Origin of the sequence: Parasegetibacter sp. NRK P23 (assembly GCF_023721715.1) — a bacterium.
Taxonomy (GTDB): Bacteria; Bacteroidota; Bacteroidia; order Chitinophagales; family Chitinophagaceae; genus Parasegetibacter.
In genome coordinates, this window is sequence record NZ_JAMDLG010000001.1 from 2,981,944 (window position 1) to 3,007,337 (window position 25,394).

The window sequence follows — 25,394 nt, forward strand, 5'->3', positions numbered from 1 at the left end:
CAACTGAGATTCACTGAATGATCTGGTATTTTCCACTCAGGTGCATCAGGCAGAACAGGTAAAGCAGCCCATCATAATAGGGGTCGAAATAGCCATCTTCATAAGGTTCCAGTTTTGCGTTCCACAACTTGTGTACGAAGTCCAGACTTTGTTTTTCCCTGTTCACCAATGAAGCGGATGCCGCGGTAGCGATCAATCCTATAGAATGCCTTAGTTTTTTTACGGTGCCGGCCTGCAAAACAAATTCCGGCCTGGAGCCATCCAGTTCAAACTGGTCCTCGAAACTGTCTATTCCTTTGGAGCGGAGGAACTGCTGAAATCTTTTGGCGTAACCTTCCTGCCAGGCTTTGTCTTTGCCGAACCAGGTATAATCCATCGCGATGTTCATGGGTACGCGCCAGGAATCGTAGCGGAAGGCCGCGGGCATCCAGCGGGTGGAATGTGGCGCGCCGCTGAATTCCGCATAGTCGGGATTCAGCGCTGTTACGGGATGTGTTGTTCTTTTCAGAAAGGCCCTGGAGGTGTCCGCACAATCGCGGTAGAATTGTTCGTGCCCGTCTTTGGCGTACACCGCCCATACTTCGTAGAAAGCCGGCAGGTGGTAGGAAGGATCGGTCCAGTTGTAATTGTTGCCTTCGGGTACAAAAGTGATCTGTTTGTGTTCCGTATTGATGAGGTTGTAGATGTTTCCTGTGCCATTCTTCTTCCACATTTCATCGAGGATAAACCTGGCCTCATTGTAGTAATGTATCCCGGTATTGTTGCCCCATTTATTCGCGGCGAACAACAGACTGGTAATATAATACAACTCTCCATCGGAGGCGGAGCCTTCGGAATTCTTTTTCATCGTGGCGGGATTGAAACTCCACGCGAAATACCCTTTCCGGGGACCATCCTGGTGCTGAAGGTATTTCTTCGACCAGCGCCATATTTTATCGAATACTTCTTTTTTATCCAGTTGTACCGCCACCATCATCCCGTAGGAAAGTCCTTCCGTACGCGCATCTTTGTTCTTGATGTCCGACACATACGCCATGGAATCGCCCACTTCAAAATAAATGCGGTCCGGCCCTTCGAACAGGTCCTTATAGGCTTTTTCTACCTTCTTATCAATATCGGCCTGCTTATAGCCCGCCTCTTTAAAAAGGTTCCTGTACGAGGCATTTTTAAACACCTTTTGCGTAGCTGCCTTCCCTTTTGAGCTATTATTTTGCGCCATGCCGCACAAGGGCAGCATGCAGGCGATGAACAGCGAACGGATCATGGGTTTCATATGACAACACTTTCACGAATGACTATATAATTCGGCTAACGCGTACCAACAGCCGTAGTAGATTCTTTTACGGTTACACCTTGCAAAGCCAGCATCTTCGCCGCGTAACGCCTGCCCAGTTCACGGTAACCGGCGGCGCTGAAATGCAGCCTGTCGGCAACACCTTCACAACCGGTGGAAGGAATGATGTGCGCGTTGGGAATGGATTGCGGGAGTGTAGCGATAATGGCGTTCATGCTGGCGCAGGCGCCGTTCTGATCGGTATTCACCATTTCGCCGGAAAGCAATGGGATTGAATTGGGGGCAAGCCCCAGGTCTTTCAACAGGTTATCGTACACCCCTTTTACCTTCCGGGGCCAGGAAGTATCTCCTGTATTCGATTCTCCCTGGTGCAGTAATATGCCTTTGATGACGCCATCCTTCTGCGCGATCTTCGCCATATCCACCAGCCTTTGGTACGGATTATCGTCGTACGATTTCAACATATTGATCATCCAGGAAGGTGCGGTGGCCACGTATTCCTTATGATTTTCCTTATCGAAGAGTTCAATCCGGCAACCACCGACGGCCACATTAATCACCCCGACTTTTACTTTTTCGGGCAGGTTCGCCACCATGGTTCTCCCAAAATAATCGGCGGGTGTAAGGCCTGTATTGCACCTTGAGAGCGGGGGCACAGCGGTATACCATTCTCCTTTTTTGCGTCCGGTTTCAGGGCAATCCACCGCGGCCAGCACTCGGAAGCGCTCGCTCACCTGTTGTTTGTCTTCTTCCTGTATTTTAGCGTGCCCCTCCATGTTGGATTGACCGAAACACAGATAGATATGGAAATTGGGGTCTTGCGCGAAGGCCGCGGCGCTTCCCATCAGGAACATTACGACAACAGCAATGGCTTTTTTGAATCGTTTCATCCTTTCTGTATTGAATTATTTAAAGAGTACCTGAGCGAACTGGTGGAGGTTGTTGCGCCAAACGGGCCATGTATGTCCGCCAGGATATTCGTGGTAAGTATATTTTAGTCCCATCGCATCAAATTTCTGGCGCATGATCCTGCAGTTTTCAAAAGCGATGTCTTCTTTTCCTCCCATGGATACCCAGATTTGTTTCACATTTTTATTGATGGAAGCGAGGTTTTTCTGAATGAAATCGTACTGCGGATCAGAGATAGCGGGTTGGTTGGCGAACCAGCCGGAACTGAAAACCCCGAGGTAGGAGAACATATTGGAGTTCCTGATGCCCGCGTGCAGGGTTTGGATGCCGCCCATCGACAAGCCCGCCAGCGCCCGTTTTGAGGGTTCCGTGGCTACCCGGAAATTTTGTTCAATAAAAGGGATCACGGCTTGTTTCAGTTCCATTTCAAAGGAACGGAGCGCATTCTCCCCGAATCCGGCTCCGCCGGTATTGCCGTCCATCATCACAATCACCATGGGAACGGCTTTTCCTTCGGCGATCAGGTTATCGAGGATGAGGTCGGTTTTTCCCTGCTGGCCCCAGCCCCTTTCGTCTTCACCGCCACCGTGTAACAGGTAAAGTACAGGGTACCGCTGACTTGTATTCGCATCATATCCCGGTGGTGTGTACACGAAGCAGCGTTTCCATCCGCCCATCTGGGAGAAATACCTTTTCTGACGGATATCGCCGTGGGGAACATTTTTCGCCGCGTAGTAACCGCCGCCCGCAAAAGGAATTTCTATGCCGCTGGCCATGCGACCCATGCCATAAAAAGTTTCACTGGCGGGATCCGCCACAGCAACGCCGTCGATCAGCACGGAATAGTAGTGGAAGCCTTCTCCGATGGAGTCGGTGGTAACGGACCAAACGCCATCGGCGCCCTTCTGCATATCGTATTTTTTACCGAGGTCCACCTGCACCCGTTGCGCATCGGGCGCTTTTAGTTTAAACACCACCCGGCTGTCGGGCATTACCTGCGGGTATTTGGCGGAACGGGTATTGGTTTCGGCGGAAGTACCCAATACGGAGAACTTTTTAAACGTAGCGGGATTAACCGGTTTGAAGAGGAACTGGGAGAACATGAACAGCCCGTTTTTCCACACCTTAAAATCGTGGCCACCAGGTTCGAGGTAATAAATATGGGGCACCCCGTTTTCGTCGAGGTATTCGTGCGTTCTTTTGCTGTAACGAAGCAGACCATCGTTGTCGCCGCAGGATATCCAAAGGAGTTTGAGTTTCTCTTTGGCAGCTTTGGGATCAGGCACCAGTTGCTGAGGCTCCTTTGTATTGGGTGCGGAAGAGAAACCGCCCACCCAGGCAAACTTATCGAGGTTACCCAGACCGAAATTCAGCGATTGTCCTCCGCCCATGGAAAGCCCGGCAATGGCCCGGTGTTCCCGGTCGGAAAGCACTTTGTATTTTTTCTCCATAAAGGGGATCAGGTCGTTGAGCAGGTCCTGTTCGAAGGTGGCGAAAGCCTGCACTTTATCGGAGGCCATAATATTACCTGTTGCGCGGTCATCTTTCATGGCCCTGCCGTTGGGCAGTACCACGATCATGGGCGCCAGTTTGCCTTCTGCATATAAGTTATCGAGTATATGCTGCGGTTTGCCGCCATTCAGCCATTCTTTTTCATCGCCGCCAATACCGTGTAAGAGGTAGAGCACAGGGTAAGCGGTCTTTTTAGAGAATCCGGGAGGCGTGTACACCAGCGCTTTCCGGGAAACACCAACCGTTTTAGAGGGATAAGTGATGGAATCAATGCGGCCATGCGGAATATCCGTGCGGGCAACATCGAAGCCGGCGGGCGCTTCCATTACGGAGGGCTGGGCCAGTAATACGCCGCAGGAGAAAAACGCCACGAACAGGGCGGACATCTTGCGGACAAATTTCCTTGTTTGCAGAAGTTTGAACATCGGGTAAAATTGCTGGTTGATTACTTAAATATATGACAAGGGTCAGAACAGGATGCGGAAACAGGCCGCACCTGAATAGTCAGATGGAATAACTTTCGCTGAAAAGGCAATTGCTGGGAAGAATATACATCGGTCAGGAAACCGAAGGGCGGCAGTAAACATATTGCAAGCGTTGTTTTTGGATGCAGGGTAAAATCTACCCATACTCCCCAAAAATAGCTTTCTGTTCAGGGAACCACCCTACACAATCGCCAGAAAAGGAGTAAAAATGTTTAAAAACCGGGGGATTTTAGTGATTCGTGCTAGTCAATCGTGTTTAATGCTAGCCGGGAAATGGCCGTATTTCTTCCACATAAAAAAGCATGGTTCATTTGTAAAAATGAGGCGGCAAAGAAGCGGGGCGGCAAAATATTTTTTTATACCTAAAAGATGTATTTTTAAACCTCTAACGTATAGAAAAACCTTATTATGAATGCATCTCCGGTTCCAGCCGTACAAAAACGTAAACGGATCCTGGCCGATAACCCGCTTAAGCCTGCCACATCCCAACCCGATGTTCAACGCGGATCCAACCAGCGCAGTCACGATGAAAAGCTGCTCCAGCTTGAGAAAAAAGCAGCCGACCTGCTCGCGCAGAAAGAAGCCTACCATCTCCTGGTACAAAAACATTACAGCGAGAAAGTAAAATTGCGCAACAGGGTGAGTGGCGTCATGAAGCACATCAAAGAAACACTTAGCAAGGACACTATTCCCGGGGGAAAGTTGAAACAACTTCAACACCACGATCCCGAGGCACTTTTCCAGGAGAACAGGTTACTCAAATGGAAATTATCTGTTATCGAACATTTCTTCGCGAACAGTTTCCCGGAACTGGAGCCTTTGGAAGAAGAGGAAACACTTTCCTGTTCGGGCACGCCGTTGAAAGAGGGAAAAGCGTCGTAAGTTACCGGGCTTATCTTTTATACCCCAGTTCCGCCCCGCCGCTTACGGGCAATATCGTGCCGGTGATGAACCTCGCTTTTTCCGAGGCCAGGAATACACAGGCATCCGCCACCACGTCACCTTCCGGACAATACCCCAGCGCGTGTATTGCATCCAGGTAATTTTCTATGTTGGCGGGATCCGGCTGCTGCGCGCTCCAGGAACGCAGCATAGGCGTCCATACGCCGGCGGGCGCAACGGCGTTCACCCGGATACCAAACGGCGCATAGTCCAATGCCATCGATTTGGTAAGCGCATTCATGGCGCCTTTGGTGGCAGTATAGGCCGCATGCCGTTCCTGCCCGATTTCCCCGGTTAAACTGCTGGTATTGATGATGCAGCCCTTCGACCGCTTTAACGCTTCAAGGGCGTAACGCGTGGTGTGGAAGATGCTTTTCAGGTTCACCTCAAATAATTGCGTCCATTCTTCTTCCGAAGTTTCATGCAAGGGTACGGAAGGCCCGGCAATGCCTGCGTTATTGTGGACCACATCTATGTTACCGAACCTTTCAATCGTAGCTTTCACCGCATTGGCCACATCTGCAGCCCGGGACACATCACCCAAAAACCCTGCGTGTTGTGTACCTAAAAAGTTCATCGCCTCCTTAAGTCCAGCCGCATCGTTTGAAACAATCGCCACTGCTGCTCCCGCCTGCGCATATTGTTTCGCGCACTCCCAGCCTATCCCGGCAGTTCCCCCGGTAAGAAAAACGGTTTTTCCTTTCAGCATATCATTGGTTTTATTACCTGAATAAATAAAAAAGCGTGAGCATCACAACAAAAAGGATGGCCGACAACACCTTATAGTTGCCGATCCCCTTCCAGCCCCCTGCTTTTAAGGGCTCACGAAACGAGCGCCAGTACAAACCTTCACTCACCGGTGTATGCTGAACAGGAAATACTAAAGAGAATACCACCTGCATCAGGAGACACACACAAAAAAGATAAAAGGCCAGCATCATGAAGTGAATGTTTCCCATCGGATTCCCGGGATGAATTTTGTTTAAGGCGAATACGACCGCACCCAAAGCAGAACCCAACCATAGCGTGAGCTTCGCCGACTTCGCAGATGCCTTTCGCCAGAATATCCCCATCAGGAAAACGGCCGTTATCGGCGGTGCGATATGTGCGATGATGTCGTTTAATCCGCTGAAAATACTTTCATACCGGTTCAACAGGGGCAACAGCGCCAGCGACAACACCAGGGCCACACCCGCACTTATTTTCCCCACCTTTACCAGCCTGGCATCACTGGCTTTCGGATACCGCTGTCGGTAAATATCATAGCTCACCATCGTTGAGATGGAATTCAACGCTCCAGAAACCTGGCTCATCAAGCCCGACAACAATGCCGCCACCAATACACCCACTAGTCCCGTGGGCAGCAATTGTGTGATCATTAGTGTATAAATGCCTTTGCTGTTCACCGTTTCGTTGCCTGCCGCGTCCATTGATCTTAGTGCAGACACATCCAGCAACCCCGATTGCGCCAGGGTGAACGCGAACAACCCGGGCAACACGAAGATGAATACCGGAAGTATTTTTATGAATCCACAAAATAGAGGTCCCACCCGCGCATGGTTCTCATCCTTCGCACCGAGTACCCGTTGTACGATGGTCTGGTCGGCGCACCAATACCAGATGCCCAGTACGGGATACCCCAGGAATACGGCGTACCAGCTCATACCGCTTTCATCGCCCGAAGGGCGCATCATCGAAAGGCGGCTCATCTCTCCCTGCTCCTGCAGTACTTTTACCATCGGTTCCCATCCGCCCATTTTGAAAAAGGCAGCCGCCGAAATCACCACCGCACCAGTGATGAGCACTACCGTTTGAATAGACTCCGTTACCACCACGGCTTTCAATCCGCCCAGCACCGTATAAATTGTGGTGATTACCGATATCACAATCACGCTCAGGTACAGATCAATACCGAAAAGCGTTTCCAGCACGATGCCCCCTGCCAGCATAGAAAAGGCAATATGGATCACGATGGCAGACACAATAGAAACGATCACGAGCCAGTTCCTGCTGGATCGGTCATATCTTTTCTCAAGAAAATCGGGTAAAGTGGCCACGCCTGATTTAATGTAGAAAGGCGCGAAGAACAGCGCGAGCAAAATAAGGGTGAAGGCCGACATCCACTCGAAGTTCCCGTACAATAAGCCGCTGTCGAATCCACTCTGAGCCAGACTCACCAGGTGCACGGTGGAAATATTGGTCGCGAAAAGCGCCAGGCCGATCGCGGGCCAGCGGAGTGATCTTCCTGCAAGGAAATAAGCCCCCGCGGTTTTCCCCTCCGGTGCACGACGGGCCCTGTAGCCCGTGTAGATGCCAATGCCCACAATCAGGAGCACATATACTATACTGATGATAAGATCGGGCGCTTGTATCATACGGCAATGAATAAACGAATAAATAGGCTATACTGGTTTCAGCTCGCAACTGCTTCCGGCTTCCTGCGGCACCTTGTACACCCCTCCGGAAACCTGTACCGGATGCACAAAATGCGTTCGGAGGTGCGGAATGTGTTCAAGGAAAAGCGCCTCATGTCCCAGGCTGATGTGGTTGAACAATACCAGGTGCTGGTGCAGTTGTCCCATATCCCCTACATGCGGCACCACGGGAATGCCATACTTTCTGCACAAGAGGCTTACCGTGATAAACTCACTCACGCCGCCCAGCCGTACCGCATCCGCCTGTATAAAACCCGCCGCACCGGTTTGCAGGTAATTTTTAAATAGTATCCGGTTCGGCACATGCTCGCCCAGCGCCAGTTTCACCGGCGCGATGGCATCAGCAAGGGTTTTGTGCGCCAGCACATCATCGGGATGGGTGGGTTCCTCGATCCAGTATGGATTCATTGCTTTAAGGGCTCCGCAAATGGAAATGGCCCGGGGCAGGTTCCATTGCTGGTTGGCATCCAGCATAATGGTTGCGGCATCACCCGCTGCTTCCCGCACCAGGTTGGCCCTGCGGATATCCCGTTGCGCGTCCGGTGACCCAACTTTCAGTTTCATGGCCGTAAACCCTTCGCCCACGGCTTTCTTCACATTCTCCCTTACCTGTTCATCCGTGTAATTGAACCAACCGATGGAAGTATCGTATCCCGGGTAACCTGCCGACAGAATAGTTTTCCGTTGTTCCGTTCCCGCATTGTTTTCTTGCAGCAATGTCAATGCTTCTTCGCGGGTCAGTTCATCTTCGAGGTAAGAAAGATCAAGTGTGGCGAGTATTTGTTCAGGGGAAAGATCGATAAGCAGCTTCCACAAGGGCACGCCTTTCTTTTTTGCCCACAGGTCGTAACAGGCATTGGTAACCGAAGCGAGCGCCAGGTGTACCACGCCCTTGTGCGGACCGAGCCAACGGAACTGCTGCTCGTTGCTTAGTTGATAAAACAATTGGCCGAAGTCCGCCATCACTTCTTCAATATCCTTCCCTTTGAGCTGTTCCGCATAAAAAGCCGCCGCTGCGCAAACCAGTTCATTCCCTTCGCCCAATGTAAAAGCCAACCCTGTTCCTTCATGGCCGCTGGAATCCACCAAAGTAGTAACAGCGTAGGAATAAACGGGATCGCGGTGTATGGCATCGCTTCCGGCTCCCTTCCCGAGTGGGAAGCGCCTGTCGGATACCTGAACTTTATGAATCATAAAAAAATTATTAGGGGATAATGTTTCTGTTAGGGCTGCTGTGCGTCTGTCCGGAAGGGTGCTGCCGGCAACCCTGCTTTATTGAAAAGATTCGCCGCTCCTGCGTCATCGGCCCAGGCATAACGCACCGCCACCGGCTTTTTCACCTGGTCCGCGGCAACCATCACTTTATTGTTTTGAATCACCGCTGTCGCGGGATAGAAAACACCATCCGAAGCGGCAACTTCAAATCCATTTAAGTCAGTATCACCAGGTTTAAGTGCCAGGCCCGGACCTGTTTGCGCAAACCGAACTGTGATTGTGTTGCCATTTATTTTCATCCCCTGAAACACAGGACCGGAAGCAACTGTATCTATTCCATACGTTTTTTGCAGGGCAAGCGCTGCGAGGCGCGCACCTACTCCCTGTTTGTTGCGGGGATGAATATCGTTGGCGTCGCCGATGTCGATGGTAACGGCCATCCCCGTATGCGGCAATTTGGTGGCCATTTGTTGCGCTTCGCGTAATTCAGCCCATTTGCTTCCTTTGTTGCTGTTGCCACCAGCCTCGTTAAAGCTGGTGAGCTGCACGAAGTAAAAAGGGAAATTACCCTGTTGCCAATGCCTTCTCCAATCGGAGATCATGAGTGGGAATTGTTTTGCATATGCTTTTGCGTTCTGCACATTGGCCTCGCCCTGGTACCAGATGGCTCCTTTTATACCGAAAGGTACCAACGGGTGTATCATGGCATTGTACAGGAGAGAAGGGTATTCATTCGCACCGATGTTATTGGTAGATACCCGCGCTTCGTAGAGGTGATAGGCCCAACTACCGGAAAGGGATATACGCTTATTACCTGTTGAAAGGAATAGCTGCGCGGAGTCGCCATAAATACCGCCGCCTGCGCCGGAGTCATCCACTTTTACGGCGATGGTATTTTTCCCTTTCCGTAAAATTCCATCCGGAATACGGTACACGCGGTGCACATTATAACCTGCTGTGCTTCCAAGTTTCACCCCATTGAGGTAGGTTTCATCGCTGTCATCGATCATGCCGAGGTGCAGCATACTTTCTTTACCGGGTTCATCTTCCAGCCACAGTTCTTTCCGGTACCATACCACGCCATCGAAACGCGCCCCCCAATCTTGGTTATCCCAAAGTCCCGGCAATACCATTTTTAGCCAGCCATGATGGTCGTAATCTATTTCTTTCCAGCTTGCCGAACCTGCCGTATCGCCGATGATGCGTTGTAAACCGCCGATGTATTCTTCCGCTTCTTTCCGCCGCAAGGCATACATCGAATCCAACGTAATTTTGGGAAACGAAGCGATCCATTGGCTGAAATCCGCCGATCCTTCAAAACCTTCCCTGCTGGTCCAGGTTTCAATATTGGTGCCGCCCCAGGTAGTATTGATCAGCCCGATGGGTACGCCTGTTCTCTGGTGAATGGCCCTTCCGAAAAAATAACCGACCGCGGAAAACGGGCTGATCGCTCCGGGGTTACAACTTTGCCAATGGCCGCCCTTCAGATCGTCTGCCGGCAGTGCGGCGATGTTCTTTTCAACCGTGAATAATCGTATGTTGGGATAGTCCGCGTTGCGGATTTCTTCTTCCGCATTAAGTACCTCCGACCATCCTTTTACCGGAAACTCCATATTGGACTGACCGGAGCACACCCATACATCGCCCATAAGAATACCTTTCAGCACCCGCGTGGTAGTTCCCTGTATTTCCATATCATAAGGACCACCTGCTTTTTCGGGTTTCAACTGAAGGTACCATTTACCATCCGTACCTGTTTTCGTTTCCGCTGTTTGCTGGTGAAAACAAATGGTAATGGCTTCTCCAGGCGCAGCCCATCCCCATATTTTTACGGGAAGATCACGCTGCAAGACCATGCTGTCGCCGAATATTTTTGGGAGGGTTGGTTGCGCAACACCTGCTGTTCCGAAAACAGAAAGCATGACTGTAACCACCAAATGCCGCATCATTCTACAACTCATCTGCGTTTTTTATAAAGTTCCACCAGCACGTCTTGCATCTGGCCGTTTACTTTTACTTTGACTGAAGGTTTACCGCTTGCATTCACCCTGATTCCCGAACCATAGGTTTCAACATCAGGAAGAATTTTACCGGAACTGCTAATCTCAAAATTGGTCACCACACCATTCTCCCATTCAAAATCCACGGTAAGGTTTCCCCTTGCTTTCATGCCGGTTACTTTTCCTTTGGCCTTCCATACATCGGGGATAGCCGGCAGGAAATGAATAAATCCTTCATGGCTCTGCAACAACATTTCAGCGATGCCTGCTCCTGCCCCGAAATTACCATCGATCTGGAACGGGGGCCCCGCGGAAAGCAGGTTGGGATACACGCCGCCGCCGGCACCGTAGTTGATGTGCGTTTGAAGCGTGGGCTTCATGATTTCGCGGAACAGCTTGTAAGCGCGGTTCCCGTCGTGCAGCCGCGCCCAGAACAATTGTTTGTAGGCGATGGCCCAGCTCGGACCATCATCACCTCTCACGTTGAGCGACTTCTTACAGGCTTCCGCCAGCTCAGGTGTTTGTGAAGGCGTAATCAGGTTTGCGGGATACAATCCATAGAGGTGCGAAATATGCCGGTGTTCCGGATCGGTTTCTTTATAGTCTTCCAGCCATTCCATCAAACGGCCATCGGGGGCCACCACGCCGGGAGGCGGAATCTGGCGCAATGTTTCCTTCAGTTGGTTTCTGAAATCGGCATCTGTATTCAATGTTTCCGAAGCGGTGATCACATTGGTGAACAGTTCGCGGATGATCTGGTTATCAATCGTGGCACCCATACATATACTCGCGTGTTTCCCGCTGCCATCGGGCATGTAGAACGAGTTTTCAGGGGAAGAAGAAGGTGAAGTAACGAGCCAGCCTGTTTTCGGATCCTTGATTAAAATACTAGCGTAGAATTGCGCGGAACCTTTTAATACAGGATAAATATCTTTAAGGTATTGCTGGTCGTTAGAAAAAATATAATGGTCCCAAAGGTTGTTGCACAACCATCCCGACCCGGATTTGGTGACGCCCCAGGAAGCGCTTTCGCCAGGTTCGGTAAACATCCAGGGGTTGGTGATCACGTGGGCCACCCATCCTTCAGCATTGTAATACGCTTTTGCTGTACGTTCACCATGTGGCACAAGGTTCTTTACGAGATCAGCCAGCGGCAGGTTCAGTTCAGAGAGGTTGCCGGCTTCCACGCCCCAGTGGTTCATCTGCACATTCACGTCCAGGTGGTAGTCGCCGTTCCAAGGGGTCCGGATCTGGTGGGCCCACAGTCCCTGTAAGTTCGGCGGCAGCAATCCAACGCGTGTACTGCTGATGCTGAGGTACCTGCTGAACTGGTAGAACAATACCGGGAGCTGGTTGTCGGGGGGGGTCGCGTTGTAAAACAGCTCCAGTCTTTTATCGGTGGGCAGGTGTTCGGTATTGCCCGCACCGAGTGAAAGGCTCATCCTGTTGAAGAAACGCTGGTATGCAGTGGTATGTTTTTTCTTTTCTTTTTCGTAAGGCGTTTTCATGGCCCCCTGTAATGCCTGCTCCGCATGGGCCAGGTAGTCGGGATCACGGAAATCGGTTTTCGCGGAGAAGAACACCGTTACTTCCGAAGCATCTTTCACCACCAGTTCTTTCCCGGAGGTAGCAACAGTTCCTCCTTTAACCCTGAGCCTTACTTTAGCGATGTAACGCATGCCTTTGCCGTTGGTGCCGTTCTCCAACTGTCCCTCCATTTCAATGGTGTTATTGCTCACCGTAACATTTCCCTTCTCTTCTCTTGAGAGCGCCACGGTCATCGAAATACTTCCGGGCTTATCGGCTGTAAGCCGTGTAATACCCACGTCGTTCCCGAAGCTGGTAAAGTACTCGCGGTGGTAAGCAACCTTCCCTACTTTGTATGAGGCAACAGCGACCGCGTTGTTCAGTGATAAGGTTCTTGCATAATCGCTGAAAGTCACTTCATCTGCTTTCAGTCCTTTGTATTGAAAATTGAAAGTCAGGTTACCCAATGTCTGGAAACAGCCGAAGGGTTCTGCTCCCGACCCTTTTCCAGTGCATACGAAATCCTTATCTATCAGCGCCTGCGCCTGATCGTTCTTTCCTTCCAGGAGTAACTTTTGTATTTCAGGCAGTTTTTTATACGCCTCGTAATTGTTGGCATCCTGCGGTGCGCCGGACCAGAGCGTAATATCATTCAATACGATATTTTCCTTCAGTACGCCACCATCGGGCATCATACCCAGACGGCCATTGCCCAGGGGCAGCGTGGCCTCCCATTGTGTGGCAGGCTTATCGAACCAGATCCGCAATGGCATTGGCGTTTCCTCCGTTTTCTGCGCAAAAACGGGCCATGCAAAAACAACAAACAGCAGTAATAAAAAACTATTCTTCTTACAATACATCAGCAAGGGTTTTAATCGGATGTTCTATTCAATCCATGCGGAAAGGTCCCGCTTATTCTTTGTTCCAGAAAGTAAGCTCGCTCAGGTTCACATAAGATTCACCATTGGCGTTCTTCAATACACGTACGCGCATATAACGGACGGGAGGGACATTTTCGATGAACCTGAATTTCCGCGCCGCAACACCATCGTCGCCGCGCACCACGTTCGCGATCAGCGTCCAGCCTTTGTTCTGCATCTCTGTTTTCCAGTTGGCATCGGTTGGGTTCAACGGCGGAACCGCGTTGGTAATATCGGCAATTCCCCACACTTCAAATTCAGTCGGGTTATGGCAGCAGTTTCTTCCGGTTTCTTCAAACTCATACAGATTATTGTAAACGGCTCCCATATCGAAACTGAAAGTACCCGGTACCGCACCGCCGCCACTGTGGAACACATCGGGCCATCCCTGCGGACCATTGGAGCCATCCCAAAGCCGCCATGTACTGGTATTCCCTTCCCATGCCGACATATCGCCCCACATGCCATACTCGCGGAACAAACCTTTGTTGCATTGTACCAGGCGGAAAACATCGGGGAACGTATCCACGAAATTGGTCAGGAAAGTATCCAACGCATTGCGTACCGGCACGAAAGAAGATTGAAAAGTAATGGGTTCGCCCTGTTTATAACTGGGCAGGGTAACCGATGTTTCATCCGGCCCAATAAAAGCCACGGCCGCCTGTCCGGCCGCATTGGTATATTGAATGCGCGTGGTGATGTTGATGGTATCCGGTGCAACAAAATACAGTGTGGCGGAACCGTCGTTGTTCACCACATAAGGAGTATTTTCCCGTGGAAGCCGGTTGTACAGGCCATTCTGGTAAGTGGCGCCATAACTCTGGGCATTGTTGAGTTCGGTAACCACCGACCTGTTGCCTTCGGCATCGTAAGCGAAGAGTTGGAAGGAGTAATTGTATTCATCCAGGTTATTGATCAATACCGCAACAGTATCCTTTGGATCGTGTGAGGTGGCGTTCACCACCAGCGAATCCATTTTATTGTTCCAGTACACCAGGTATTTTGTAATGGACGGATCAGGACTTGGAGGCCACTTCAGCATCAGCCTTTGTTTTCCCGGAAGCACGGTTACATTGGTGACTTTCCCGGGGAACACCAGTTCCTTATCATCGAGAAAGTCTTTAAAATCCGTTGCTTTCCTGGAGCAGGACAGCGCTACCAGCATGCAGCCCAGCGTGAGTATTTTGAAAGAAGGAATATTTTTCATCCCGTTAATTTTTCGTTTCATAAAATTTGATCATGGACCCGTGAACAAGAGAACACTATCGATCGTCGCCCCAGAACGTGAGTTCCGCCACGTTAAAGAAAGTATTGGTGAGCGCCATGTTCGAGAGGCATTCAAACCGGATGTACCTTACTTTTGGCAGCGCGAGCGAGAAGTTATAGCTGAAGCCTGCGTTCCAGAAAGCGAGGTCGGCGTTCGTGTACAAAGGGTTGGGCAACTTAGAGGGTTTCTCCAGCGCAGTGAACACGCCGAGGTTGATCCAGCCGTTCGCGGTGGTGCCCCCAACCGGCGGACGGTTGGTTTCGTCGGGCATGGTTTCGTCAACAGGAGCATCTGCCCTACCCCATAACACCCATTCCTGTGGCGCGCCTGCTTGCCACAACCAGTTACCACTGCCATCGATGCCGCGGTTCCAGATGGTGTACCGGCTCAGTTTCGCAGCCTGTCCCATATCGAAAGTGATCACCGCGGGCCATACCAGGGGCTGAATGGGTTGTTCCGTATGGTATCCCGGGGAACCTGTATTACCATCCCAGATGTTCTGTAACACCCAGCCAAAGCCTGTTTTAGCATCTTTGGGCAACACATAGGGCTGGAAACGGGACTTACTCATTTGTGTTTCATAAATCGGGGTGATGGTGTTCAGCACCGTATCGGAAATATTGCCCCATTTATCGGTTACATACACTCCAAACTCGCGCGGAATCGTATCATATCCTCTCAAAGCGAAGGAGATGGAATCGAGGTTGGTGTAATGCTGGGAAATGATCTCTCTTTTGCGGGTCACGGCATTCATGGTGATGGTGATCAGCCCTATTTCAGCCCGCACGGTATTCCTAGCTTTTATCCGCACGCCACCGAAATCGCTGGATATTTCAATCGTGGGTACCACCAACAGGTATGGCGGTGTCTGGGGCCGCACCTTCACCACCACCGAATCCGACTTCACATCAGAACGGCTTACCGTGTACAAGGTAACGTCGTAATCTTTGCTTTCTTCAAAACCGCTCACCGTAACGGTATCGGAATAGTAAGAAGATTTAGACTGCCGCGAAGTACTGCCGTTGATCTTATACTCCGCCTGCACATAAAGAATGTTTTTTGAATCGGGCAAGCTGTAGGTGATGTGCGCGCCGCCATTGAAATTGTCCACCTTCACGTTGGTAACGGGACCGGGTTTGGTGGGGTCGTTGGAGATAACGCCGTTGTACTGATCAGACTTACTGCAAGCCAACTGCAATACCATGCCCGCCGTTAGTACGAGTAAGGTGATACAATTTTTATAAGAATGTCTCATATAACAAGATTAAAATAAATAGAATGTTTACCAGTAAAGGGTTTGAACCAGGTTAGGGTTCGTGAGCAGGTCGTAATCCTGTATCGGGAAAAGGTAGTCGCGGCGGGCGAATACGGGTTGATACACGGTAGACAGCTGGTAGTAGCCCTGTGTTGTTCTGTTGAATACGCTCCAGCCCTGGATGGGTGCCGCAAGTACCTGTTGCAGTTCTTTCCAGCGGCGGAGGTCCCATCCTGCCTGTCCTTCGAAAGCCAGTTCTATCCTCCGCTCCTGGTGAATGATCTGCCGGAGTCCTTCTTTGGAGGAAGGCTTGGTAGGGTTGCGGGAATACTGTTGCCACGCTTCCACTACGCCGGGCAATCCGGCACGGGTTCTTACCCTGTTAATAAGTTCATATACTTCAGATCCCGGGCCATTCGCTTCGTTCAAACATTCCGCGTACAGCAGCCACAATCCTGAAAGACGCATAAAGGGCCAGGAATAGTTTTGCTGCACGCTGTTTTGCCCGAAAGTGGTTTGGTAAGGCACCAGTTTTTTGGCCCAGTAGCCGGTCGCATTGTAACGCAACCTGTCGGGCGGTGCCGCGGGGCCGTTTACCGCGTTGATGTGGTTGGCGACACGGTCATCTGTGGTACCTGAACCGAACCAGATGCCACCATCGAAGGAAACGCTGGAATAATAACGCGGTTCACGTTTAAAATTACCGATCGCGGTAGTGTATCCTTTTTTGAGGTAGAAAGCGTGCGCCTCGTCTCCGGGTTGGGTTTTATACCTGTTGGCATAGTCCCAGTTCTTGTCTTCACTGATGGGTACGCCGTTGGCGGAATAGAATATTTCGGACTGGCCCACGGGTACCGAGAAGTTCGAGTACACGGCGAACACATTGGCGGCTGCCTCTGCCGTCACCCTGGGAGAAGCCATGTATTGCCAGCCGAAGCCGGGGTTGAGTGTCCAAACCTGTTCTGCGTTCCAACTGTCCACGAAAGCACCTTGCAGGGTCAGCAGGCGACGGGTCTCATCAGAGATATGAACAATATTGCCTGTGGTCCTGAGTTGGTAGAGATCGTGTCCTGCCTGTTCAGCGGCGGCTATCGCTATGCGGCAGGCCTCAGCTGCGCGGCGCCATTTGTTTTCATCGTAAGTAAGGGGGAAAAGATTTTCTCCGTCCTTGCCTTTGAAGGAGGCATAATCGGGGTTACCGTTGAACAGGGGGCTGGCCTGTGTGGTGAGCACTTCGGCCTTTACCGCCAGCGCGATGGTGCCGGAGATGCGGCCCGCTTCGGCAGCGGCGTTCTGTATGGTGGGTGGCAGGTCCGTGATCGCGGAATCCAGTTGTTTCACCACATAGTTAAAACAGGAATCGAGTGTTTGTTGTTTCTGGCGCACCACTTCCGCCGGGGCGTTCACGGGGATGGCCACATCCGCAATGGGAATAGGACCATACATCCTGATCAGCCAGTAATGGTAGTATGCTTTGAGGAACCTGGCTTCGGCCGCCCATCTTTTCCGCTGGTACTCGGGGAGATCGCGCGGAATGTGAACATTGTCCAGAAAAGTATTGCACATGCGGATGGCCTGCCATAGGTTGAGGCCCATGTTGTAACCGTCCCAATAGTTCAGGAGGGGGTTCGTGCTGTTCTGAAGGCCGCGCATTACGTTGAAACCCGCGTCGCCGCCCGCTCCGCCCAATGTTGTCTGGTCCTGAAGGTTGATGGGGAAGATGACTTCGCCGGAACTGGTGAAACCCGGGTTCCTCCTTACATCGGCCAGGGATTGTAGCGGGGAATAACAACCGAAGAGATAAGCCTGCGTTTCATTGGCATTGGTGAACGAACTGTTCAGTGTGGCCACATTGTCTGGTGTAATGTCCAGGTATTTTTTGCAGGACACCAGCAACAACATGCCGGCTATGGCGAGGGAAGTTATATTGGTCAATCGTTTCATCGTTTTCTCTTTTTCGGTTAGAAATTAATATTCACACCCAGGTTCACTACTTTCTGTATCGGGTAGGCGAAACCGTCACCCGCCTGTTCCGGATCCCACATTTTGAACTTACTGAAGGTGAGCAGGTTCAGTCCGCTGAAGTAGATGCGGATGTTCTCCGCGTGCAGTGTACCGGACCATCTTTTCGGAAGGGTGTATCCCGCTTCCACCGATTTCAACCGCATGAAACTGCCATCCCGCATCCACCAGGTACTGCGCTGGGTATTGTTGGCGATATGGTTCGGCGAGAGGCGCGGCCACAGTGCATAGAGGTTCTGGTTTTCTTCCGACCAGTGGTTCTCCGCATAGGCTTTCAGCAACTGGGCATTGTTCACGAAGGGAGCGGTATTCTGCGCGTCAATGAAGAAAGATTCCCTGGCGAGGCCCTGGAAGAAAGCGTTGAGGTCGAAATTTTTATAACCAAGCGAGAACCCGAATCCATAGATGATTTCAGGTGTGGTAGGTAATCCGATGGGCACCTGATCGTCCTGGTTGATTACGCCGTCTTCGTTGATATCCCTGTATTTAATATCTCCGCCCATCGGTCTGAAACCGTCCCCGAAAAGCTGCGTGGGCGCGTTCAGCGCTTCTTTATCGTCCACGAACAGTCTTTCTGCGATGTAGCCGAAAGGTTGTGCGCCCGGGCGTCCTGTAATGAAGCGGTAATCGTAGTTGTATTCGGGTTCTTCAAAGCTAACGATCTTGCTGGAGGTTACCGTGAGGTTCCCCATTACGGAGGCCCATAAGTTTTTAGAGAAGGTTTTCTTGTAGTTCAGGTTAAGGTCCAGCCCTTTGGAATCCATTTCTCCCAGATTGGCCTGCAGGCTGTTGGCCGCTGAAGTTTCGATACCAACGGTAACGGGAATGTATCCACGCGGAATAAGAATATTGTAACGGTGTTCCTTGTAAATTTCGGCGGTAATATTCAGGTTTTTCGCGATGGTGAGTTCCAGGGCGAGGTTCGATTTTCTTCCTGTTTCCCAGGTAACATCGGGGTTGGGATAAGCATCAATGGCGGTACCATTCATGGTTACACTGTTGTTGGTACCGAACCAGGCCTGCGGTCCGCCACGGGGGCGCACACTGGACAGGTAGAAGAAACGCTGGCTGCCGATGTTGTCGTTCCCTACGAGACCATAACTCCCGCGCAGTTTAAGCCGGGTAATATAATCGGCGATTTTTCCGCCCCAGAACTTTTCGTTGGAAATCACCCAGCCCGCACCAATCGTGGGGAAGAAACCCCAACGGTTATCGGGCGCAAAACGTTCAGAGCCATTGTAACCGAAGTTTCCTTCCACAAAGTAGCGGCTGTCGTAAGAATAAGATACCCTTCCCGAAAGGCCGAGGTTCCTGAAAGGAAGCGAGTTCAGCAAGCTACCCGCGTTGCCGTATAAGGTTTGTTGCCGTGTACCGATGAGCGCACCACTCAGGTTGTGCATCCCGAAATCACGGTTATAGTCCAGTGCTCCCTGGAGGTAGACATAGCTGAAAATGTTTTTCTGCCCTTCATTGTAGCCGAGAAACTCCTGTGCCTGGCCGGGCTGATCGTTCAGCCAACGCAGGGTATATTCGTTAGAAGCCGGATCGTAGGTATTCCAGGAATAATAGAAAGGAAGGTAGTTCCTGCTGATGTCAAAATAAGAATATCGGTTGGTGCTGAAAATTCCTCTGAACGATAACCCTTTGGTGATAAAATTAAAATCCTGGTTCAGTTCAAACTGCGCGGAAATACGCGATTCGGAGAAATTCTTGTATCCGTACATCAACGAGGCATACGGGTTACGGAGCAGGTTACCGGAACGCAATGAATTACCGAACAAAATGTGCTTATTGAGCATCGTGGCGCTGTCCGGCAGATAGAATGCGGGGAAAGCCACAGGACTGGTATGCAGCGCCTGGTTATACAGATCGGTGGCGATACCTGATTCATGACTTGTAATAGGCCCGGTGTAATCGTTGAAATTTCCCCATAGCCGCACTACCGCTTCCGTGGTTTTGGTCACCTTAACGTTGATATTGGAACGGAGTTGGTAGTTTTCGAACTTCATGCCGGTATTAAAGTTGTTCACCGGGTTCACTTCCATGATACCGTTATCACGCGAATAGCTTCCCGCGAAATAATATTTGGTAACATCCGTACCGCCGGATACACTGAAGTTTGCCCTGCGCGTGGTGGTTTTGTCTTTGAACAAAACATCCATCCAATCCACCGCGGGATATACGTAGGGGTTATGACCAGGCTCCTTGTTCAGGGTGGCCCTGGTATTGATAATTTCGTTTGGCGTAAAGAATGGTGTAGCGAGTGGATCGCGCGTGGTCACGGCCTCGTTGAACGCGTTCATAAACGTGATGGGATCGGCCAGCTCCAGGTTTTTAGTTGGACGGGAAGATGAGTTCTCAATGCGGAAATTGATCTTCGCCTTTCCGGATTTACCTTCTTTGGTGGTCACCAGGATCACGCCATTCGCGCCACGCGCGCCATACAGTGCAGCGGCGCTGGCATCTTTCAGAATAGAAAAGCTGGCAATATCGTCCACCTGCAAACGCGCGAGGTCATTCGCGGTCAGTTCAATGTTATCTACAAGAATCAACGGACTGGCGCTGTACCCCAGCGTAGTAACGCCCCTGATAAAGAACTGAGAATTGTCTGCACCCGGTTGGCCGATCCGCTGGAACGCGATTACCCCGGCCACCTGCCCCGCCAGCGCGTTGGTAAGGTTACTCGCGGGAATCTTGAGATCATCGGGGTTCACGCTGGAAACGGAGCCTACCACGGCTTCCCGGCGCTGCTTCTTTCCGAAGGCCGTTACCACAATCTCTTCGCCTGCGGCAGAAGACTCGTGTAAAACAATGGTGAACTCCCTTCGCAACGCGGTGGCCTCGAAAGATTGCTCCAGGAATCCCACGAAAGATACCCTGAATTCAGTTCCAACAGGCACTTCCAGCACGAATTTACCATTCCTGTCGGTAGCCGTGGACAATGCGTTCTTTGTGTTGGTCACCACGCTGGCCCCCTCCAATACCCGGCCGGAAGTATCTTTCACGGTACCGGTAATGGTGATGCGTGAAGGCGTTTGCGCTACCACATCACCGGCCATAAACAACATTGCAATAAAGGTGAGGGAAAATAAAAAATGGAACGAACGGGAAGAATGGGCGGTAATCCGCCACATGCAGCAAGCAAATCTCCTGATCATATAATAAGCAATTATTGGCTTTAAAATAAGTACGAGCAGCGTGCAGGAAGGCAACAGCCAATAGGAAATGCTACCTTCAAAGCCAGCTGTTCTATACTATACTATACTAGTACAAATATATCTTTTTTCAGCGCTTCGCAAAAAAAATATTCCTGGTTTAAATACAGTTGTCAATTCCGCTGAATGATTTGATAAATTGCGGCATCTTCGGGCAGCACATCAAAAGATATTTCACTTGAAAAGGGCACAAGCGCTTCTGAAAAAAGGGATTGAAGTACAAGACGGCTTCCCCGTTTCAGCCCGATCCTTTCCGGGGAGAAACGGAATGTTTTTTCCTCCTTTCCGAAATTAAAAGCGGCGATATAGGTGTCTCTTCCCTGCTTTTTCACAAAGAGTTCCACGCCTTTATTGCCCGTATTGGACTCTATCGGGCGGAAGCTCTTTCCATCTTTCATGATCCGGAGCAAATCCTTTTGTTGCAGTAAGTTCTTTGCAATGCTGGTCCATGGCCCTTGTTGAGAGAAATCATCTCCGGTAATCAGTGTTCCGGTCACAATAGCGGAAGCGAGTCGTGCACGGTTGGCACCTTCCTTTTCCTTTCCGAAAACAACATGGTCTCCGTCAATAAAATCGTAAAGGCTACTCTGCCACCAGCCGTATCCTGTACTGTTCAATGTATATTCCGTATTGTCGATGGCGCTGAACGCGTCGCAGCCCACGCGCCGCATGTGCACGTACCGGGCAGTCGCCATATTGGGAGAAATGGCGGCATACAACAACATGGCGCCATCCAGTACGCTGTCCATAAAAGCCATACCCACTTTGTAAGCCTGCATACCTGTTGTAACCGCCGGATCTGCGAAGCGGTCGGCTTCCAGTGCACCATGGCCAAGGAAGTCCACTTTTATCATGGTGAAACCGGCTTCTTTAAAGCGGTTCAGCAAATAAGCCATCCGTTGTTGGGTACCCGGATGCGTGGGATCCATGGCCCGTGCACCATCTATATCCATCGGTGCGCCTTTCGCTTTCAACCAGGTTTCTTCATAACGGTAAGGCCCTGCTTCCATCTTCCTGGGCGTTTTGCTCCAGTCAGCGAACGGTGCCCAGTAAATACCGGGTTGTAATCCTTTCTGTTTGCAATAAGCGGAGAATGCCGCTAACGCGGAGAAATCACCAGTCATGCCACCTGTGAGGTTATCCCAGTAAGAATCTATATCAATGTATAAAGTACTGTCTGCGTTACGGAACGTTTTACAGGAGTCCGCAAAAAAATCGACCACCTTCTTTGCATTGTCCAGCGATATATTGCTTTGAATGGCGCCCCAACTGTTCCAGCCCATCGGCGTTGCCTTCTTCCATTTGAAAACAACCGGTGGCTCCGCCAACCTGTTCAGTCGGGCATAGGTTTCCATCCCTTCACGCCAGTCGCTAAAGAAGCCTACCATTATTTTGGGAGAACGAGCTACACTGTCTTTCGCGCCAACGATCCCATGCGGATTTCTATCGTGTGTTGTTATACTGTCCGTGTAGCCGCCGAAAGCGGTAACCGCAACTTCGTTTCCGGAAAGGTGTTTTACCTGCACTCCCGATTTCCACACCTCATGTTCTATGGAACCAATTACCATTCCTTCCCGGCTTCCATTGCTGTACAAAGCTGTTGCTTCGCTGCTTGTGTAATCGGCACCCTCCAGCGTACAGGCATTGTAGCGCACCCACATATCATTGTCAAAGGGCACGAAAAGGCCCCTGCGGTCTTCGCCTTGCGGTGCGATAACGGTAGCGCCGGAGAACGGTGCGGAATAGTTCACGCCGGCATTCAAAGCACGTTTGTTTACCTGTACAAAAAAATAATCTTTTCCCGGGTAAACATAGAACAACTGCTGCATCATGTTTTTGCCGCTACCGCGGTTTACCACGAATAATTTTCCTTTCCCGAAAGCGTCTTTCAACGGCGTGATTGCACAGTCATTAAAGACGAGAGTTCTGCTATCGCCACTATCCGGACCACTATACTGCGCATGCACGTTCCGCACTTTCAGTTTTCCGTTCACATACACATCATAAATACCGCGCTCCAGCGCGTAACGGATATAACTGTTCTTTCCGAAAGGCATTGTTAGTACAGAATCTTTCCGGATATCCTTTGCTTCCGCGGGTGCGGCCATCAGCAATGTGCAAAGGATCAACAATGGAGGCGCACATCGCCACGCACAAAAAATGTTCTTCATGTTACTCGTTTTCCGGGTTAAGAAAAGCTATTTCACCTCTGTTAATTCGATCACAGCGCTGGAAAGCGCATTGCTTTGCGACACCATCAGTCCATTTTCCATCAGGTATTCCCCGGTAAATGTTTTACCGTTTTCTGACAGGGAAGGGTTTGCGCCGGGGTAAATATTGGTTTCATTTACCAGGTACTTTTTGAGTGGATCCAACCCTTTCAATTTTACCGCGGACCAGTTCTCTCCATATCTTGGATGAAGGGTATAGGCGAAGAGTACCGCCTTTTGTTTCAGACTGTCAACATACATGAGGGCGGCCCTTCCATCCATTGTTGGCGCTATCAGCCGGAACAAATCACCCTGTCCTATTACGGGGCTCAGTTCTTTGTATTTCTTCACCGCGGCTTTGCTGAACGCGATATCCGTTTCGGAAAGGTGGGCCAGGTTGATGTCATAGCCCAACCGGCCCATCATAGCCACGTCGGTCCTGAATTTCAAAGGTTGTTTGCCCCAGGAAGTGATGTGCGCGGCGATGGTATTGGCGGGAAAGAAATAAGAGTAGCCCCACTGGATGAAGATGCGTTCCACAGCATCGGTGTTATCGCTGGGCCAGAACTCAGTAAAATACTGGAGCGCACCATAATCGGTTCTGCCGCCACCGCCGGAGCACAACATGATGGGCAATGCCGGATACTTTTTCCTGATCCTTTCCATTACAGCATAAAATCCTTTCACGTAATCGATGTATACCTGCGACTGTTTATTTTTCAGGAACGGAGAATAAGTATTGGTCATCATCCGGTTGCAATCCCATTTGATGTAGGCGATGCCGGGATTAGTAGTAAGCAGGTCGTCCACGAGTTTGTATACGAAATCCTGTACCTGTGGATTGATAAGGTCCAGCACCAGTTGATTGCGGAAATAATGCTCTTTCCTGTTCGGAAGTTTCAGTACCCAGTCCGGATGCTTTTCATACAATTCACTTTTCGGATTCACCATTTCCGGTTCTATCCAGATGCCGAATTTCACGCCTTTTTCGTTTGCGCCTTTTACCAGTGCTGATACGCCATTGGTCAATATTTTTTTATTGGCATCCCAATCGCCCAAACCGGCATTGTCGCTATGGCGGGGATATTTGTTGCCGAACCAGCCATCGTCCAGCAGGAACATGTCTACACCAAGTTCTTTCGCTTCACCGAAGAGCGCGATAAGTTTTTTCTCATCGAAATCGAATTGTGTGGCTTCCCAGTTGTTGAGCAGGGTCATCCTTTCTTTGTTGCCGTTCAGCACCCCATGATTCCTACCCCAGGCATGGAAGTTACGGGAAGCCTGCCCTTTCCCCATATCGCTGTAAGTAAAGATGAACGCGGGTGTGGTAAAATTCTTTTTCGTTTCCAGCGTGTATTCGGACGCGAAAGGATTCATTCCGGAAACTATGCGCAGTTGCTGCTTTTCATCCACTTCAAATGCGAACTGAAAATTGCCCGTCCAGGCCAGTGTGCCCAGCAGCACTTCCCCTTCCTCTTCCGTGGCGGGCCGGTTGGTAGCCAGCGCGAATGCCGGGGTCTGGTACATATTGGCGCGGGTACCGAGCTTACTGTCGATGATTTTGATACCGCTGGTAAGTTTTGTTTCTGATATGTGCATTTCCTCTGCCCAGTCGCCATGGAACTGCGTGAGCCAGTAATCGTCCGCTTTGAAATGCAACATGGAAGACGCGAAATGGGTGAGTTGAACAGGCGCTTTTTCTGTGTGTGAAATCTCCACCCATTCCTTCAGCACATTCTCTTTGCTGAAAGCGCTGAAATGCAGTACAACCTTCACCGGGTATACCATATCCTTCAACACGATACTCGTGGTTGTGTTCCCGCCTTCATTTTTAACGGCATGGGATTCGTACACCAGTTCCAATGAAGGATTGCCATCGGCATGAATCATTCTTACCGCGGGTTCAAAAAGATTATCGCCACCTGAAGGCACATAGGCTTCGCCATTGCCGGGAGAAAGCAATGCTTTTGAAGGAGCAGACAATTTCTTTCCCAGGTACGACTGGTACAATCTTCCGTTGGTACCCACTGTGAATACCAGACTTATTTTCTCCGTTTCTATGGCAATCTGTTGTTGTGCCGAAGTGGTTCCCCCTTTCATCAGCAACAATAAAACACCTAAAACCCTGATCAGATTTTTCATCCTTTTGATTAATTTATTAAAGTGAGCACAGTATGAAAAGCCCC

Annotated in this window: 15 protein-coding genes; 1 reads left to right on the forward strand and 14 read right to left on the reverse strand. The window is 50.5% G+C overall.

From position 1 onward, the window contains the following. Window positions 1-10: 10 nt before the first annotated feature. From M4J38_RS12075 to M4J38_RS12085, 3 genes are read right to left on the reverse strand one after another with little or no spacing between them, the layout of a single operon-like run. A complete protein-coding gene (locus tag M4J38_RS12075) occupies window positions 11-1,273 on the reverse strand; it encodes a glycosyl hydrolase family 8 (RefSeq protein WP_251759858.1) in 1,263 nt (420 codons plus the stop codon). A gap of 35 nt (window positions 1,274-1,308) precedes the next feature. Then, entirely contained in the window at window positions 1,309-2,184 is an 876-nt protein-coding gene (locus tag M4J38_RS12080; protein WP_251759859.1) for a sialate O-acetylesterase, read from the reverse strand. 15 nt (window positions 2,185-2,199) lie between these two features. Further along, window positions 2,200-4,140, reverse strand: a complete 1,941-nt coding sequence (locus M4J38_RS12085) for an alpha/beta hydrolase-fold protein (protein ID WP_251759860.1) — start codon at window positions 4,138-4,140, stop codon at window positions 2,200-2,202. Window positions 4,141-4,608: 468 nt separating this feature from the next. Between M4J38_RS12085 and M4J38_RS12090 the strand changes: the two genes are divergently transcribed. Continuing rightward, the gene (locus tag M4J38_RS12090) at window positions 4,609-5,082 is read left to right on the forward strand and encodes a hypothetical protein (RefSeq protein WP_251759861.1); all 474 of its coding nucleotides are present in this window, start codon (window positions 4,609-4,611) and stop codon (window positions 5,080-5,082) included. A 10-nt stretch (window positions 5,083-5,092) separates the two neighbouring features. Here the strand turns inward: M4J38_RS12090 and M4J38_RS12095 are convergent, their stop codons facing one another. From M4J38_RS12095 to M4J38_RS12145, 11 genes are all read right to left on the reverse strand, one after another. Then, the gene (locus M4J38_RS12095) at window positions 5,093-5,851 is read right to left on the reverse strand and encodes an SDR family NAD(P)-dependent oxidoreductase (protein ID WP_251759862.1); all 759 of its coding nucleotides are present in this window, start codon (window positions 5,849-5,851) and stop codon (window positions 5,093-5,095) included. A 13-nt stretch (window positions 5,852-5,864) separates the two neighbouring features. After that, window positions 5,865-7,517, reverse strand: a complete 1,653-nt coding sequence (locus M4J38_RS12100; RefSeq protein ID WP_251759863.1) for a sodium:solute symporter — start codon at window positions 7,515-7,517, stop codon at window positions 5,865-5,867. A 27-nt stretch (window positions 7,518-7,544) separates the two neighbouring features. Then, window positions 7,545-8,771 (reverse strand): enolase C-terminal domain-like protein, encoded by a 1,227-nt coding sequence (locus M4J38_RS12105; RefSeq protein ID WP_251759864.1) that lies wholly within the window; start codon window positions 8,769-8,771, stop codon window positions 7,545-7,547. Between the two features lie 29 nt (window positions 8,772-8,800). After that, window positions 8,801-10,753, reverse strand: a complete 1,953-nt coding sequence (locus M4J38_RS12110; protein WP_251759865.1) for a sialate O-acetylesterase — start codon at window positions 10,751-10,753, stop codon at window positions 8,801-8,803. Further along, window positions 10,750-13,179, reverse strand: a complete 2,430-nt coding sequence (locus tag M4J38_RS12115; protein WP_251759866.1) for a glycoside hydrolase N-terminal domain-containing protein — start codon at window positions 13,177-13,179, stop codon at window positions 10,750-10,752. Before M4J38_RS12115 ends, M4J38_RS12110 begins: the two co-directional genes overlap by 4 nt. A 52-nt stretch (window positions 13,180-13,231) precedes the next feature. After that, complete coding sequence (locus tag M4J38_RS12120; RefSeq protein ID WP_251759867.1) at window positions 13,232-14,467, reverse strand: DUF4998 domain-containing protein; 1,236 nt, start codon at window positions 14,465-14,467, stop codon at window positions 13,232-13,234. Window positions 14,468-14,501: 34 nt separating this feature from the next. Next, window positions 14,502-15,761, reverse strand: coding sequence for a DUF4959 domain-containing protein (locus M4J38_RS12125; RefSeq protein ID WP_251759868.1), 1,260 nt, complete (start codon window positions 15,759-15,761; stop codon window positions 14,502-14,504). Between the two features lie 27 nt (window positions 15,762-15,788). After that, window positions 15,789-17,705 (reverse strand): RagB/SusD family nutrient uptake outer membrane protein, encoded by a 1,917-nt coding sequence (locus M4J38_RS12130; RefSeq protein ID WP_251759869.1) that lies wholly within the window; start codon window positions 17,703-17,705, stop codon window positions 15,789-15,791. A gap of 17 nt (window positions 17,706-17,722) precedes the next feature. After that, window positions 17,723-20,941: a TonB-dependent receptor gene (locus tag M4J38_RS12135; protein ID WP_251759870.1), complete on the reverse strand. Its 3,219-nt coding sequence runs from the start codon at window positions 20,939-20,941 to the stop codon at window positions 17,723-17,725. Between the two features lie 170 nt (window positions 20,942-21,111). Next, window positions 21,112-23,169, reverse strand: a complete 2,058-nt coding sequence (locus tag M4J38_RS12140) for an alpha-galactosidase (RefSeq protein ID WP_251759871.1) — start codon at window positions 23,167-23,169, stop codon at window positions 21,112-21,114. Between the two features lie 27 nt (window positions 23,170-23,196). Continuing rightward, window positions 23,197-25,350 (reverse strand): alpha-galactosidase, encoded by a 2,154-nt coding sequence (locus tag M4J38_RS12145; RefSeq protein ID WP_251759872.1) that lies wholly within the window; start codon window positions 25,348-25,350, stop codon window positions 23,197-23,199. Between the last annotated feature and the right edge of the window lie 44 nt (window positions 25,351-25,394).

Bases quoted from the DNA above. Each gene is read 5' to 3' on its own strand.
- M4J38_RS12075 (WP_251759858.1), bottom strand. From the start codon at position 1,273: ATGAAACCCATGATCCGTTCGCTGTTCATCGCCTGCATGCTGCCCTTG.
- M4J38_RS12080 (WP_251759859.1), bottom strand. From the start codon at position 2,184: ATGAAACGATTCAAAAAAGCCATTGCTGTTGTCGTAATGTTCCTGATG.
- M4J38_RS12085 (WP_251759860.1), bottom strand. From the start codon at position 4,140: ATGTTCAAACTTCTGCAAACAAGGAAATTTGTCCGCAAGATGTCCGCC.
- M4J38_RS12090 (WP_251759861.1), top strand. From the start codon at position 4,609: ATGAATGCATCTCCGGTTCCAGCCGTACAAAAACGTAAACGGATCCTG.
- M4J38_RS12095 (WP_251759862.1), bottom strand. From the start codon at position 5,851: ATGCTGAAAGGAAAAACCGTTTTTCTTACCGGGGGAACTGCCGGGATA.
- M4J38_RS12100 (WP_251759863.1), bottom strand. From the start codon at position 7,517: ATGATACAAGCGCCCGATCTTATCATCAGTATAGTATATGTGCTCCTG.
- M4J38_RS12105 (WP_251759864.1), bottom strand. From the start codon at position 8,771: ATGATTCATAAAGTTCAGGTATCCGACAGGCGCTTCCCACTCGGGAAG.
- M4J38_RS12110 (WP_251759865.1), bottom strand. From the start codon at position 10,753: ATGAGTTGTAGAATGATGCGGCATTTGGTGGTTACAGTCATGCTTTCT.
- M4J38_RS12115 (WP_251759866.1), bottom strand. From the start codon at position 13,179: ATGTATTGTAAGAAGAATAGTTTTTTATTACTGCTGTTTGTTGTTTTT.
- M4J38_RS12120 (WP_251759867.1), bottom strand. From the start codon at position 14,467: ATGAAACGAAAAATTAACGGGATGAAAAATATTCCTTCTTTCAAAATA.
- M4J38_RS12125 (WP_251759868.1), bottom strand. From the start codon at position 15,761: ATGAGACATTCTTATAAAAATTGTATCACCTTACTCGTACTAACGGCG.
- M4J38_RS12130 (WP_251759869.1), bottom strand. From the start codon at position 17,705: ATGAAACGATTGACCAATATAACTTCCCTCGCCATAGCCGGCATGTTG.
- M4J38_RS12135 (WP_251759870.1), bottom strand. From the start codon at position 20,941: ATGATCAGGAGATTTGCTTGCTGCATGTGGCGGATTACCGCCCATTCT.
- M4J38_RS12140 (WP_251759871.1), bottom strand. From the start codon at position 23,169: ATGAAGAACATTTTTTGTGCGTGGCGATGTGCGCCTCCATTGTTGATC.
- M4J38_RS12145 (WP_251759872.1), bottom strand. From the start codon at position 25,350: ATGAAAAATCTGATCAGGGTTTTAGGTGTTTTATTGTTGCTGATGAAA.